The organism is Segatella baroniae DSM 16972 = JCM 13447 (genome assembly GCF_000426585.1).
Classification (GTDB): domain Bacteria; phylum Bacteroidota; class Bacteroidia; order Bacteroidales; family Bacteroidaceae; genus Prevotella; species Prevotella baroniae.
Genome location: NZ_AUFQ01000002.1, coordinates 154497 through 169796, shown reverse-complemented (window position 1 = coordinate 169796; position 15300 = coordinate 154497). Strand labels below are relative to the sequence as shown.

Genomic DNA, 15300 nt, shown 5'->3' with positions numbered 1-15300 from the left:
CGTTTACATTGGTTTAATTTTGGTTTACATCGAAGGGCTTTTCGTTTACATGAGGCTGGCGAAAGGTTTACACACATAGGGCTGCACGTTTACGCGTGTGGCCTTTTTTTGTTGGTATGCGTGAAGTCCTTTATACACGGGCGTTTCGGGCGTACAGGGAGCTTTATATACGCCCTGGCTTGAACGGTAGGAGAATGATATAAGAACGGCCTTCAAATGCGGTTTGAGGAGAGGGGGGTGGTCTTTGAGGTCACTTCCCTGCTGGGCAAACCTACCAACTTGCTGCCCGTCATGCCCACGCACAGCGGCAATTACACGTTGAAGGCGACACCGAAACCTGAGCTTTCATTCATCAGGGGTATCAAGAGTTTCGATACGAACCTGACCGTTTACGACGACTTCACGTACACAATATCCACGTCGTTGATGTCCATGCCCATCGGTGGAGAGCGGCCGACGACGGTCGGTGTGAACTATAGTGTGACGCTCTTGCCGCAGAGCATGATGCGTCCCCGTATCATGGACTCGCGCGTCGGGGTTGATTTCTCGGTCAGGTTGGGCATTCCGCAAGAGGGAACGAAGAGCCGGCAAATCTATTATTCACACCGCTGGAACCTCATCCCGAAGGACAAGAAGGCCTACGCCAAGGGCAGATTGTCCGAACCTGTCGCCCCCATCCGCTTCTATCTGGACGACGCTTTCCCCGAAACATGGAAGCAACCCATTCGCGAAGGGATTCTTCGTTGGAACAAGGCGTTCGAGCGAATTGGCTTCAGACACGCGCTTGAGGTGGTCGATTTCCCGCAGAAGCAGGCCGGTTTCGACCCCGACAACATTCGGTATTCTTGCATCCGCTACATTCCGAACGGCTCTTCGGCCGAACCGACGAGCGACGTCCGCTTCAATCCCAACACGGGAGAAATCATGAACGCTTCCATGTTCATCTACTCCAACGTGGAGACTTTGCTCCACAAGTGGCGTTTCGTGGAGACGGCCGCAGTCGACCCGTCGGTCCGCTCCAACCGCCTGTCGGCCGAAAAGTTCGCCGAAGGCCTTTCGATGTTGGTAACGAGAGAGGCTGGACGCATGCTGGGACTTCTTGAAAACCCCGGCGCTTCCTCCACTTACCCTACCGACTCGCTCCGCAACGCACGCTTCACATCCACCATGGGGCTTGCCCCTTCCGTGATGGACGACGTGCACTACAACTACGTCGCGCAGCCTTCCGACCGTGGCGTGGCCCTGGCACCGACGGCACTGGGCATGTACGACCACTTCACCATCGACTGGAATTATCGCTATTTCGACCCCGACCGCGTGTCGATCGACGAAGAGAAAAAGACATTGGAGGCTTTTGTCGACGGCAAAGTCAAGAATCCACGCCTCAGATTTTACGCCGGTCGCAACGCCCAATGGGACCCGCGGGTGCAAGCCGGCGCACTGGGCAACGACGCCATCGCGTCCGCCAACCTGGCCATTCGCAATCTGCGGGCGGTTCAAAGCGGACTGTCGCACAGGTTCAAGAACGACGAGGACAGCCGCATCAAGGACAAACTCTATTTGAGCATAGCGCAAACGCACTACGCACTCTACAAGCAGGTGCTCGCCAACGTGGGCGGAATCCATCTCAACGACATGAAGGTTTCGTCGGGCACGCCCCGCTATCAGGTGGTGGGCAAGGACTTGCAGCGACGCTCCTTGCAATGGAGCCTGCAACAGGCCGTCAACTTCACCAGGCACGCCGACCGCTCCTTCGAGCGCAAAGGCTTCATGGCGGTGAGCTATTACGACCAGACGCTTGAGTTCATGGCTTACGACCTTCTCGCCGCCCGCACCCGTGTGGCAGTGTCTTCCTTCCTCGCTCCGGGCGGCTATACGCAGAAAGAATACTTCGACGACGTGTACAAGGTGTTGTTTGCGAGTGCCGAACAGCTTCGCGCACCTTCACAGGGAGAGCGCGTTTTGCAGCGGACATTCGTCAATTATGCGCAGTCCGCCGTCTCGAAAGCCACGGGCAGCGGCGCTTCGGGCGCTTCGGGCGGGCGTTCGGTCTTGACCGACGGCGCGGAAGGGGCCACGCCGGGCTTCGGAACGCCAGGATTGAACCTCGCCCCGAACGTCGACATCAACCTTGCCGACAAGTCCGAGCTTTATTTCTACAGCTGTCTGCTGAAGTTGCAGCCCGTGTCCGTGGAGAATGCCATGGGGCCTTCGTGGGTCGACCCGCGGACGGGCGAGATCGTGACGGCCACCGTCTTGGTCTACAACGACGTCATCAACACCATCGACAACTGGCGTTTTGTGCAGACGGCGCAGCTCGACCCGGCCGCCCGAACGGCCTCCATGCCCGACAGTATCGTGGCGTCGACCCTCGAATACATCATCGCGCATGAGATTGGACACACGCTGGGCTTCATGCACAACATGGCGGCTTCTGCCGCCTTCCCCACCGACTCGCTGCGCTCCGCCACCTTCACGCGGCAGTACGGCACCACGCCTTCCATCATGGACTATGCCCGCTTCAACTATGTGGCACAGCCTTCTGACCGGGGAGTGGCGTTGACGCCGCCGTCCCTGGGCGTCTATGACTACTATGCCTTGGAGTGGGCGTATCGTGTTTTCCCGCGTTCCAAGGGCTATAAGGATGATGTCAGGCCGCTGCGGCAGCTCATCGACGCCCACGCCGGCGACCCGATGTACCGCTATGGGCTGCAACAGTCGGGCTTCAGATACGACCCCACGGCCATCGAAGAGGACTTGGGAGACGATCCGCTCAAGGCAAGCGACTATGGATTGCAGAACCTGAACTACATTCTCGGCCACTTCGACGCGTGGATACCCGACGGCGACGGAGCGAGGAAGGCGGAACTCTACCGGCAGATGGTGTCGCAGGCCTACGGCTACGTGCGCAATGTCTATGCCAACGTGAGCGGCATACGCCTTTATCAGACGACGGAGACGTCGGGCCTGCCGCGCTATCGGGTGGTGCCCAAGGACCGACAGCGGGCCGCCGCCTTGTGGATGCTCGACGAGGCGCGGCGCTTCGGCAAGCGGGGCGTGGCCGAAATCGAGAACCGGTTGCCGCAGTTGGCCAGCCATCCCTACAAGACGCTGGCTTCCGGCATACAGGAAATGGCCCTCTCCGCCACGCCGAGGTTGGCATTGAGCTTCTATCTGGACTCCACATCCTACTCTCCTTTGGAGTATTGCGACGACGTCTACCGGAACGTTTGGGCCAAAACCATCGCCAGAAACGAGGCGTTGGACGAAGACGACATCGCCTTGCAGAAGGTATATGTGGAGAAACTCAAGGCCAATGTGGACGAGGTCAAGCAGGTGGGAAAGGTTCGCGGCCTCCACGACGCGCATGCGGACGAGTCGTTCCTGGGTTTCGGCAGCGGCTATGGCGAACCCGAAACGATGTGGATGGCCACGGTCGACCGCACGGCGGAATACGTTTTCCACTACGCGCTGAAGCTGAAACAACTGCTCGAAGAGCGTATCGCCACGACGCGGACGCCCGAAACCAAGGCCCACTACGTGCTGCTCCATGCCCGCGTGCAGAAGTATCTGAACACGTGATGAGCCCTCACGCTGCAAAAGGGGGCTTCCCGTTTTGCAAAAGAGGCACGGTCAACTTGTAAAAGCGGCCCTTTCGGCGGCTGAAAGGATAGCTTTCAGCGGCTGAAAGGGCCGTGTTTGCGCAACAGGCAGTGGGAGATTCGGTGCGAGCAGCGGGCTGAAGGCTTGGCATTACTTCGGCGGCGGCATTCAAGCGGAGCCGTGTCGCTTCCGACCTTGTATCTTCCATCCGGTCCAGATGCACCAGAAAACGGCGATGCCCATCAGGAAGATGTAGAAAATGCTTCCTGCGCCCAGGAAGGTATAGATGCGTCCCGTGTGTATCTCTATGCAGACGTTGCGCAGCGACATGGGCAGCGCGGCCATCCATTGAGGCATGGGGAAAGCGGCGGTACCGTGGTTGTAGTCGACGACGACGCCGGCTGTGCCGAAATCCGCACTGTAGCCGGCCACGACATGCGTTCCCACGGGCCTCCCTGTAATCGGCTTCGCCGGTCGGCCGGTATAGTAATCGGTCACCGTATGGTTGCTCCTGTCCCATTTGTACATACCGTTGAACGAGCCGATAAGCCAACTGTCGTCCTTGTCTTTCTCCTCCACGTTGATTCCCATGACACTCACCGGCGGCTGGACGCCCACCGCCTTTGGCCGTGCATGGAGATTCTTCAAGGAATAAAAACCGTTTGACGAGTAAAGAAGCCAGTCGCCCGCCGCCTCGTCGTAGCGGAGGGTGCGCAACTTGTCGTGCCATGGATTGTCACTGTCCATCGTCGAAAAAGGTAGGGGAGGGATTTTGCCCGAGGCAATGGCTATCAGCGCGGGTGGTCGCAGGAACCAACCTGTGACGCAGAGGAGCAACGTCAAGACTATGGTCAGCCGACCCGTGCGGTCGTGCCATGTGGAGAAACGTCGCACGAGTCGCCGCAACCGCCCGTTGCCGCCACGCGGAACGAGCCAGTAGACGATTCCCGTAAGTGTGAGGAAGATGAGAATGACAGCAACACTGTCGACAACAAGTACCCCCACAGTGCCGAAGAGTTTGCCACTGTGCAGAAGCCAGATGGTGCGGAAGAGCGACACCTTGCCGTCGTCGCCTTCCGCCTGCGGCAAAGTCAACTGTCTAAAGCTCCTGTATGGCGGTATGGAAAGATACACGTGCGACCGTCCCGTGACCACAAGGCTGTCGCCACGCATGGTGATGTCGCTCAGCTTTTCCTCTTGACGGGGCAACGGCACTTCACGCCAGCCCTTGCCGGCATGCAGACGGTACAATCCATATTGCCCGAGCGCAAAGAGAACGCCCGAAGGCGTAACCGACATTCCGCGAATCTGACGGAAGTCAGCCCCTTCGGGCAGCCCTTGGTTGAAGTCTGCGAACGACGAGGCGGTGCTGTCGGTCTGCCAGATTCCGCTGTTCCCGTAGGCCAGTACGCGTCCCTGCCACCCGATGGTGCCCCGCAGCAGTCCCCGGTTCCAATGGTCGTACAGATAGTCCGACGGCAAAACCGACCGGCTGACGTTGACTCCCGAAAAGACGGAAGGATGGTTGAGCACCAATCCCGACAGGGAAAACATGACAATGAAGAATCCCAGCACCAGTCCGAACCACTTGTGATGCTTGCGCCAAACAGCCTTTTTCATCTATCGTCTCGTCTTAAGAATATGAGAAGCGCGGTGACCGCGGGTCATCTGTCCGACTTCCTGACAGTGCCCTTTTTCCACAGATAGGCGCCTAAAGCCACGAACGCCACCAGGATGGAAACCATCTGGAAGACATACTTGTCGGGTTCCACCCAAAACTCTTGGAAGAAATTCATCCGGCCCAATATCTCCACGGGCGTCCAGAATATGATGACGGTGGCGATGGCCATGCGGATGTTGGCCCCCCACGCGGCGATCTTCAGTTCGCGCTTGAACATGAAGATGGCTCCCACGAAGCAACCCAGCCCTACCAGGAAGGTAATGGGATGATGGTCGCCGAGGAAATTCTTGTCGTAGCAGAACATCAGCAACAAGTACATCGCCCAAAGAATCATGTTGATTTCCATGAAGGTGACGATGCTCGTGTGGCGCGTCATGGGTTGGGTGACGATGATGCGCCGCTTGTCCTTGAAGCATACCTTCTGTATCCACGTGATGAAGTCGCATCCGTTTTTCGTACTGAAGATATACATGACCATCGTCATCATCCACATGCCGAACGAAGCCGGTAGGATGAGATATTCGGGCTTGGTCACGACTACGCCATGCTCTATTTCGGGCTGCACGCCGTAGCGACGGGCATAATAGAGGAAAAGAAATTCCACCCAGCCCGTCCAGAAGAGCAAGCCTCCGAACAGTCCCCACAGCGTCTGCCGTGTGTCGCCCTTGACGAATACGCCCGCGATGACCATGACCAGTCCTGCCAGTCCCAGTATGAAACCTGCGACGTGCATCGCCCCTTCGCTCATGAATTTTTCCATGACGATCATCAACGCATGCCCCAGCGGCATGGCAAACAACACGAGGAGGAAAGACGCGATGGTCTTTCCCCAATGATTCTTTTCGATTTTCGTTTCCATTGTCTTATTTCAATTCATCACAATAATAACTCATTTGTCCGCCCGTATCGCCTATCTCTATGTCGGCCTTATACCAACTAATAATCTGTAGCTTGAAATACCGCTGCCCATCTGCCGTTCTCACGACGTATGTGTGGAATGAAGGTGTATAGACAGGAGGCGGTCCGGTGAATGTCATCGCCTTTGCTAAAACAGGATTGGCGTCGGTCTGTGTCGTTGCGGGTCCTTTGTTCGGGTCGAACCAGGGATTTTGATTGAAGTCCAGCTTGTTGGCAATCAGGTATTTGTTCCAGTCGTTCTGCGACATGGTGACATACACGCTGTGGTCGTCCACTGTCCATTGCAAGTCGGTCGGCAGCTGTGAGGCAGTCTGCCACGTCTCATACTGGCCATATCCCAAATCGGCGGCACCGCCTTGGCCCTTGCCCGACGTGCCGCTGTTCGTCCTCATCCTATATCCGCAAAAGGCAATGTCCCAGTCCAATCGCTCTTTCTGGTCACCCTCGGCAATATCACCGTTGGGCTTGTTGAGATTGAAAATCTGTCCCGTCCGCAGATTGATATACAGCCAATCGTTGGTGATACCCGTCGTATAGCCCGTAACACGCGGCAACACTTTTCCCGTAAACGGTTCGGCTTCATAACTGACGCATGACGCCAATGCCAGAGACAAAGTTAGTAAAATCGTTGACAGTTGATGTTTCATTTCTTTCTTTTTAACGCTTTCACAATATCCTCTACCAAGAATTCCAGTTGCACATAACCCTTGGCACCGCAGGTGGCTGGCACGTTGAACATCGTGATACCCGAACCCAGTGTGTGGGGCACATAGTTGAAGAGGTTGTCCACCCCCACCGTCACTTTCACCTTATTATATAATGTCTGCACCACGGCCAGATTGCACAGAACGTAGGTCGGCAGTGTACAGCGGAAGTAGGCGTCGTAGCTCTTCTTTTCCTCTTCCACCCAGACCCGGTCCTGCACGTCGAACATCTTTTCACCCATGAGCGATGCGCTGAAAATGGTCTTCAGACGATAGTTTTTCTTGTTGAGCGTGTAGTCGACGCTTCCTGTTGCGGCATGCGGAGAGGTCGTGTTCACCTGTACGCCGTTCTGTTTGCTCAGGTTCACGTAGCTGTAGGTGCCGTTGAGCGTCAGGCAATCGGCCAAGTGCCATTTGACAATCGCCTCGACACCCAGCATGCGTTGGCTGCTCAGGTTCGTATATTCAAAGTTGTACTGCATGTCGTAGATATGCCATACGCCTTCTATCTTCTTACGAAAGAAGTTTCCGTAGGTGTTCACATTGATGAAGAAGTGGTCGTTGCTGTATTCCGTTCCTATAGAGAAGTAATTGTTCTTCTCAGGTTTCAATTCTTCGTTTCCCTTGATTTGGAACATTCCCAAGTGGTCCCAGTTGAAGAAGAGCTCCTTGATACTGGGCGCACGATAGCCCATGGAGTAATTGGCACGGATGGCCCAATGGCTGTCGGGGGAGTACTTGAAGGCTATCTTGGGCATCCACATGAAGCCGAAAGCCTTGGAAAAGTTGGTCCGCACACCTGTCGACACCATCCAATGGTCGTTGGCAGTCCATTCATCCTGCATGAAATACTCCGTTTCGTGCAGCGACCGGGTAGTCATCCTGCGGTTTACGAAACGGTCGCTCGTCAGGTCGTCGCTGGTATGTTCTATGCCGAGAATCATGCTGTGCCCCTTAAAATAGTCGCTTGTCAGCGTCAGCCGTGGTTCCAGGATGCGACTCTTGTACACCTTCTTGCGTTCATCCAGCCGCTCGTGACGTTTGAAGCGGTCGTAGAAGTCGCTGTGCAGGCTCAAGTTCACCGTAAACCAGTTACCCACGTCGTAGCGTGCTTTCAGGCCGGCCATGAAGTCACGGCTCTGCGAGAAAGTCATATCTTGTATCAAGTCATACGAGTTCATGAAGAACATCGAACCATAGGCCTGTACCGACAGTTTCTTGTTCGGTTCAAAATACAGCTTCTGGGCCGCAGAAACATGTTCCGTGCCCTCTATGCCCATGGGCGAACGGGCCGCCACGCCCGTCAGCGTGATGTCGTGGGGCAGAAACGGGTTGGCCTCTTTCGTGTAGACCTTTTTGTCATGGTCCGACTGGTACATGTAGAAGGCGTCGCTCTCGCTGTACCACACGTCCGTCTGCGAAGTGAAGGCACCTTGCTTGAAGCCTGCCGATACCCATGCCTGCAAGTTGGGACGGTCGCTGTTCTTCTCAAACATGTGCAGAAAGTCTTTTGGCGACGGATTCTTGTAGTTGCGTTCGTTCATCTGCGCCCACCGCATGCCGGCCTGTATGTCGAGCGGCTTCACGGTCTTCTTTGAAATCAGGTTGATGACGGCGCCCGAAGCACGGCTTCCATAGAGCGTACTGCTGGCCCCCTTCACGATTTCCACACGATCGATGGCGTGCAGATTGAAGCGTTCATAGTCGAGATTGCCCGCCATATCACCCGTCATGCGCTCGCCGTCTTGCAGGAAGAGCACGTGGCGTGCATCGAGTCCCTGCATGGAGATTTCATTGCCGAAGCCCACTTTCTGTATATTCATGCCCGGCGTCTCCTGCTGAAGGGCGTGCTGCAAGTCGCTGTAGCCCGCGTCCACCAAAGCCTTTCCGCCCAGCACCTGTGTCGTAATGGGCGACAACTTGACCGGTCGTTCGGTGCGCGAACCGGTCACCACGACGCCGCTTAGCTGCATGACGTCCTCACGCAGAGTCACCTTCACTTCGCTGACGGCAACATCCAAACTGCCTCTCACCGTGGCAAAGCCCGTGGCCTCAACTTGATAGTGGGCTGTTTTCACGTTGTCGACATCAATCGTCGCCTGTCCGTCGGCATTGGTAATGGCAAGGACCGCGTTAGCCATGTCCTGACCGACAGCCACTCGGACGGTCGCCCCGACCACCGGTTGTCGTGTTCCCTGTTCATTCACCTGAAACTTTACTTGTCGCTTCGCCCAAGTCGTCATCGAAAATAGGCAAAGGAACAGGAGGATAATGTACGTTCGCTGAATTTTCATATCAAAACAAGAAAGGGAGACGGAAGCCAACTCCAGGCTACCGTTCCCTTTTGTAATTGTTGTGTTGGTAAACTCTACAGTCCGTGCTCCTTCTTGTAGGCAGCCAAGTCTTTCTCATATTGTGCGAATTCCGCCGCATAGTTGTTGATGCGGTTCCTGTCGATGGTCTGCAGGAAGCATTCCGACCGCACGTTCATCATGTTGTAGTTCACGATGAAGATGATTTCTTTCGTCTTCACGTTCAGATAGCCGTCCACGCCGGCACCGCTGCCTTTCTGCACGCCCGAGTTGTCTTTCGGGTCGCCCGTCACGTTGCCGTCCTTTCCCTTGAACTTCACCCAGCCTTCCCCTTTGTATTCGTTTTTCTCCCAGGAGTTGAGCTGCATGAACTTACATTTGCATGAGAAATAGACAATCAGCGGCATGTTGCCCACGGTGAATCCCTTGAGCGACAGCTGCATGCTATCCTTTTCCCATTCGAAACTGAACTTCGTCGGGCAACCGTTGGGCAACAAGGTCTTGTCGACGCCGTTCATAGTAGCCTTGGTCGACAACACAATGTCGCCATTGAGAATATTCTTGGCCTCGTTCACATATTCCACGTTGGGGTCTTTCTCCTCCAGATTATTGTCGCTGCTGCAAGACGTGAGTCCCAGGACAGCGGCAAAAAGACCGCAAAGAAATATCTGAGTTGCTTTCATATTACAATATTTATTATTTGATTAAATCTAAATACGTCGAACGTTTCCAACTGATACCTCGGATATTTAAGCCACTATTGTGGGCATACAGATATTGACTTGAACAATGCAAACGCTTAGGAGTACTTTCTTTATAAAACTTCTTGATGAAGTCCTTGGTTTCCTGATGGTTGAACACGTCTTCCGTACAGGCAAAATCCGTATGCAATTGGTCGTTCGGCACATAGCCTCCATAGTCGAACCACTCTTTCAATGCAGCGGGATAAGTCAGTTTGCACGCTGCATTTAGGTTACCTAAATCCAATGTACCAACTCCCGTAAAGTGCAGCAGGTCGATGGAGGAGAGTTTGGGCAGTTGCACAAACTCCATTTGAGCAGCCCGCAATACTTCTTTTTGAGGGAATGTCACCGTCGTCAGATCGGGGCAGTCGACCAAGGCGATGATCGTTCCTCCCATCTCCGACAATTCCGTAGAAGCCCCTCTTTGTCCAAATAAGGAACTCTTCGACAAATCCACCTCCGACATCTTCGCAACACTTTGCAGCATTACACGGCATAGACTCTTGGCTCCTTCAAAGTTGATACCATGAGTAACATCAACCCTCAAGAGGAACAACTGCTGTAACTTGTCAGCTATTTCCAAATAAGGGAGTTCCACTTTCTCAGGAATATTCAGCATAAAATTATTCCCTTCCCAATAAGGATTAGACAAGATATATTGCACGCCTTCTACCGATTTTGGGTGAGGGTCTTTTGCTTTTTCTACATAAATCTGAAAATCCGCCGTCTTATCCTTGTTGTCCAATCGTTTGGAGAGGTCTACATGCTTTCCATCTGAGGCCATGATACTGGGGAAGGTCTCCTTGAAATAGGCCAAAAGGAACGCGTCCGGAATCTCGCGAAGCGTGTTGTAAGCCTGTAGGTTGCCCTTTGCGTCAGCCATCTTCATGTCGAGTTTCCCCGCATCTACGTCGTTTTTATGCTGACGGTAGAAGCGCACGAGCGTTTTCATGTCATACTTTGCTTCGGCTGGCAAATACAATTTTGTGAGTGAATGGCGGTCCATGATGGTTTCATCACCGTTCTCTTCCACTTTCACATCAATCAGATTCGCGTAGTCAAAAATCTCATTGCCTGTGAGATCAACGCCCGTTATCTGTGCGGGCAACTTCGCGAAGTCGAACGAAGGACCATAGCCGTTGTTCGAAAGCTTCACTTCTTTCAGGTTGGGCAGGATGTCAAGGCCTGTGAAGTCGGCTATCTTGGTACCGCTAAGGTCGAGCGACGTGGTGTTGTTGGCCAAGTCGTTGAGTTCCAGCTTGCCTTCCTGGTCGAAAGTGTAGCCCTTCGACTTCAGAATGGTCATCAACTCGGCATTTTTCAGGGCCGAAGCACTGTAACCGGGGCCATCGTTGTCACTGCAAGAGGTGAAGTCCAAAACACAGAAGAGAAGCAATAAAGGCAAAAAACTATCTTTGATTTTCATTTGTGTAAAATGTTTTAGTTTTATTTATGATAATCTTCTGCAAAGTTAGTGGGGATACTACTGGTATGCAATACCCATCTGTTGCGATTTTGAAGGAAAGGAACGGCTATGAAAATGCAGCACAAAGGCTAATTTATCCTCATTTATGAGGATGTTTTTTCTATTCAGCGATGACTTTACGGCTATTACACCTTATTAAAATATAGGTCTTTTCACTTTATCATCCTCATACGGGATGAAAATATCGCGGATGTTGCTGCAAGATTTCCGACGTTACGTCGTTTGTCAAGTAGAAAACAAGTATAAAACGGAGGGATCTCTCATGAAACGAATTCATTTTCTTTTTTCCATGCTGGCGTTGGCCGGTGGGCTGCTGCTGACAGCATGCAGCGACGACGAAAGGCTGTTTTTCACACAGGACGAAGTGATTGGTGACATCCTGACAGGCAAGCAGGTGAGGCTGGAAGGCAACACGCTCAAGGTGTACACCACCGAAGGCGGCAGCGTCAACGTGCAGGGCGCGTCGGGCAGTATTACAGCCGTGTCGTCGGACGAGCGCGTGGCCACGGCGCGTTGCGTCAACGACCAGCCGAAGCAGGTCGTGGTGCAGGGCGTCAAGGAGGGTTCGGCCCGCATCACCGTGACCGACGCCAAAGGCCAGTCGGCCGCATTCGTGGTCGTCGTGACTGATTTTGAAAACGCGTGGATTGCGAGAACCGTCATCACGACGGGCGACGAAGTGCGCTGTACGGTCAAGGGCGTGGGCCACGACGACTCGCTGGCCATCGTCAAGGATGCGCAGGAACGCTTCGCCGGGTTGCGCTATGTCATCAGGATGCGGGCATACGTGCCGGCCAAAGCCTATCGCCTGTACATCTACGACAAGGCGGACAAGGTGCTGGAGAAGTACGCCGTCGTATGGAACAAGGCTGTTCAGGACGCCACCGACGTCTTTCAGCTCACCCTGTTCGACCATGACGTGGAAGAACCGGTGGAGAACATGAGCGTCAGTCCGCAGCTCGGACTGGAGCGCAGCGTAGGCCGTTTCTACGAAAAGCAGTATCCCAAGTTGAAGAAAGTGGTGATACGCCAGCCTGTGAAGTTCGTGAAGATGTAGCTTCATGCCCCTTTGCGGCGGAAGTTTCAATCCCGTTGCCTTGGCAGTTCGGATAGATTGTGTTATTTTTGCAGCATGATGAAAACGATCAACGAACTACAGGACGAAGTCATCGAGGAGTTTGAGGACTTCGAGGATTGGATGGACAAGTACCAAATGCTCATCGACTTGGGGAACGACCTGGCGCCTTTGGACGACAAATACAAAACTGAACAGAACTTGATTGACGGCTGTCAGAGCCGTGTCTGGGTGCAGTGCGACCTTGTCGAGGGCCGTCTGAGGTTCACGGCGGAGAGCGACGCGCTCATTGTGAAGGGCATTATCGCGCTTCTCATCCGTGTCATCAGCGGGCACATGCCGCAGGAAATCCTCGCCGCCGACCTCTATTTCATCGACCGCATCGGCCTTCGCGACCATCTGTCGCCCACCCGTAGCAATGGCTTATTGGCCATGGTGAAGCGCATCAAGGCCTATGCGCTGGTGTATTCAGCCAAATCATGATGCGCAAACTCAAGACCATCGAGATGAACCGGCTTTCCGTCGAGGCGTTCAAGGAAGCCCGGAAGCTGCCGCTCATCGTCGTTCTCGACGACGTGCGGAGCCTTTACAACGTGGGCAGCGTGTTCCGCACGGCCGACGCCTTTCGCGTGGAGGCCGTCTATCTCTGCGGAATCACGGCCACACCGCCCCATCCCGAGATTCACAAGACGGCCCTTGGAGGCGAGGACAGCGTGGACTGGCGCTACTTCGCGACCACCGAAGAGGCTGTCGAACAGCTGCATCGTGACGGCTGTTTCGTGTATAGCATCGAGCAAGTGCAAGGTTCCACGAAACTGCAAGACCTGCAACTGGTTTCCCATCAGCCAGCTTTCACCACGCAAAAGCAGCCTTTCGACACGCCGAAAGACCCATCTTTCACCGCCCAACCGCTGCCTTTCGACACGCCGAAAGGCCAGCTCTTGCAAACCGACCGGCCAGCCCTCGCCGCCCGCCGCCCGCCGTCCGCCATCCCAACAGCCATCATCTTCGGCAACGAAGTGAGGGGCGTGAAGCAAAGCGTGGTCGACATGAGCGACGGTTGCCTGGAGATTCCGCAGTTCGGAACCAAGCACAGCCTCAACGTCAGCGTCACGGCAGGCATCGTCATCTGGGAGTTTGCCCGCCGGTTGTTGCTCACCGCCGCCGCGGAATAGCCCGCAAGGCCGTGGTTTAGGACTTTCGCGCTTTGATTTTCATCATATTTCCATTACCTTTGCACATCATTACCAATCATCCGCTTATGGAACAGACATTGCTGATCTACAACACGCTCAGTCGTCGTAAGGAGAAATTCGTGCCGTTGCACGCGCCCAACGTGGGCATGTACGTCTGCGGACCCACCGTCTACGGCGACCCGCACCTGGGACACGCCCGTCCCGCCATCACGTTCGACATCCTTTTCCGCTATCTGAAGCACCTGGGCTACAAGGTGCGCTACGTGCGCAACATCACCGACGTGGGCCATTTGGAGCACGACGCCGACGAGGGAGACGACAAGATAGAGAAGAAGGCACGCTTGGAGCAGCTCGAACCGATGGAAATCGCCCAGCATTACACCAACCGTTACCACCAGGCCATGGACGCGCTCAACGTGCTTCCGCCCTCCATCGAGCCGCAGGCTACGGGCCATATCATCGAGCAGGAGGAGCTGGTGAAGCAGATTCTGGCCAACGGATATGCCTACGAGAGCAACGGCAGCGTGTATTTCGACATCGAAAAATACAACAAAGACCACCGATACGGCATTCTTTCGGGCCGCAATCTGGAGAACATCATCAACGAAAGCCGCTCGCTGGCCGGCATAGGAGAGAAGCGCAACCAGGCCGACTTCGCCCTTTGGAAGAAAGCCCAGCCCGAACATATCATGCGCTGGCCCAGCCCTTGGAGCACAGGTTTCCCCGGTTGGCACTGCGAATGCACCGCCATGGGCCGCAAATACCTGGGCGACCACTTCGACATCCACGGCGGAGGAATGGACTTGGTGTTCCCCCATCACGAGTGCGAGATAGCCCAGGCCGTGGCAAGTCAGGGCGACCAGATGGTGCGTTACTGGATGCACAACAACATGATCACCATCAACGGCCAGAAGATGGGCAAGTCGTTGGGCAACTTCATCACGCTGGAACAGTTCTTCACAGGCAGCCATGCCAGTCTGGAACAGGCCTACAGCGCCATGACCATCCGCTTCTTCATTCTCTCCGCCCACTATCGCAGCACCGTGGACTTCTCCAACGACGCCCTCAAAGCGAGCGAGAAGGGGCTGGAACGCTTGATGAACGGGCTGGAAGACTTGGCCCGCGTGCCTGTGTCGGACACGTGCGACGACGCGACGGAGCAGTTCGTCAGGGAGCTTCGGCAGCGTTGCTACGACGCGATGAACGACGATTTCCAGACCCAACAGGTCATCAGCTACCTCTTCGAGGCCTGCCACGTCGTCAACACGCTGCTCGACCACAAGGCGCGGATATGTGCCGACTGCCTGAAAGAGCTGTCCGAGACGATGCGGCTCTTCGTCTGCGACCTGCTGGGACTGCGCGGCGAACAGGCCGACAACAACGAACGGCGCGAGGAAGCCTACGGCAAGGTGGTCGACATGGTGCTCGAACTGCGCGCCAAGGCCAAGGCCGAGAAGAACTGGGCCGTGAGCGACCAGATACGCGACGCCCTCTCCGCCGCCGGTTTTGAGGTGAAAGACACCAAGGACGGCGTCACCTGGAAGCTGAACAAGTAGCAACCGCCACCCCACAGGTCATCATA

The 15300-nt window shown here is 55.0% G+C and carries 11 protein-coding genes; 5 read left to right on the top strand and 6 right to left on the bottom strand.

Annotated elements, in window-relative coordinates; translation table 11 throughout:
• Nucleotides 1–216: 216 nt before the first annotated feature.
• Nucleotides 217–3582 (top strand): zinc-dependent metalloprotease, encoded by a 3366-nt coding sequence (locus K334_RS14345; protein WP_081658010.1) that lies wholly within the window; start codon nucleotides 217–219, stop codon nucleotides 3580–3582.
• Nucleotides 3583–3771: 189 nt separating this feature from the next.
• On the opposite strand, the gene K334_RS0102480 is transcribed toward K334_RS14345, so the two are convergent.
• The 6 genes from K334_RS0102480 to K334_RS13345 form a co-directional block, all read right to left on the bottom strand.
• Nucleotides 3772–5223: a PepSY domain-containing protein gene (locus K334_RS0102480; protein ID WP_027444456.1), complete on the bottom strand. Its 1452-nt coding sequence runs from the start codon at nucleotides 5221–5223 to the stop codon at nucleotides 3772–3774.
• Nucleotides 5224–5267: 44 nt separating this feature from the next.
• Nucleotides 5268–6143, bottom strand: coding sequence for a hypothetical protein (locus K334_RS0102475; RefSeq protein WP_025880169.1), 876 nt, complete (start codon nucleotides 6141–6143; stop codon nucleotides 5268–5270).
• Nucleotides 6144–6147: 4 nt separating this feature from the next.
• Nucleotides 6148–6849 (bottom strand): HmuY family protein, encoded by a 702-nt coding sequence (locus K334_RS0102470; protein ID WP_025880170.1) that lies wholly within the window; start codon nucleotides 6847–6849, stop codon nucleotides 6148–6150.
• Nucleotides 6846–9200 carry a TonB-dependent receptor gene (locus K334_RS0102465; protein WP_027444455.1) on the bottom strand — a complete coding sequence of 785 codons (2355 nt, stop codon included), beginning with the start codon at nucleotides 9198–9200 and terminating at the stop codon, nucleotides 6846–6848. Before K334_RS0102465 ends, K334_RS0102470 begins: the two co-directional genes overlap by 4 nt.
• Before the next feature lie 74 nt (nucleotides 9201–9274).
• Entirely contained in the window at nucleotides 9275–9901 is a 627-nt protein-coding gene (locus tag K334_RS0102460) for a DUF4903 family protein (protein ID WP_025880171.1), read from the bottom strand.
• A 13-nt stretch (nucleotides 9902–9914) separates the two neighbouring features.
• Nucleotides 9915–11387 carry a leucine-rich repeat domain-containing protein gene (locus K334_RS13345; protein WP_025880172.1) on the bottom strand — a complete coding sequence of 491 codons (1473 nt, stop codon included), beginning with the start codon at nucleotides 11385–11387 and terminating at the stop codon, nucleotides 9915–9917.
• A gap of 322 nt (nucleotides 11388–11709) precedes the next feature.
• On the opposite strand from K334_RS13345, the gene K334_RS0102450 reads away from it, so the two are divergent.
• The 4 genes from K334_RS0102450 (at nucleotide 11710) to cysS (ending at nucleotide 15274) form a co-directional block, all read left to right on the top strand.
• Entirely contained in the window at nucleotides 11710–12504 is a 795-nt protein-coding gene (locus K334_RS0102450) for an Ig-like domain-containing protein (protein WP_154655527.1), read from the top strand.
• A gap of 78 nt (nucleotides 12505–12582) precedes the next feature.
• Nucleotides 12583–13005, top strand: coding sequence for a SufE family protein (locus tag K334_RS0102445; RefSeq protein ID WP_027444453.1), 423 nt, complete (start codon nucleotides 12583–12585; stop codon nucleotides 13003–13005).
• Complete coding sequence (locus K334_RS0102440; RefSeq protein ID WP_025880175.1) at nucleotides 13005–13697, top strand: TrmH family RNA methyltransferase; 693 nt, start codon at nucleotides 13005–13007, stop codon at nucleotides 13695–13697. Before K334_RS0102445 ends, K334_RS0102440 begins: the two co-directional genes overlap by 1 nt.
• An 86-nt stretch (nucleotides 13698–13783) precedes the next feature.
• On the top strand, nucleotides 13784–15274 hold the full coding sequence (gene cysS / locus K334_RS0102435; protein ID WP_025880177.1) for a cysteine--tRNA ligase: 1491 nt from the start codon (nucleotides 13784–13786) through the stop codon (nucleotides 15272–15274).
• Nucleotides 15275–15300 lie beyond the last annotated feature (26 nt).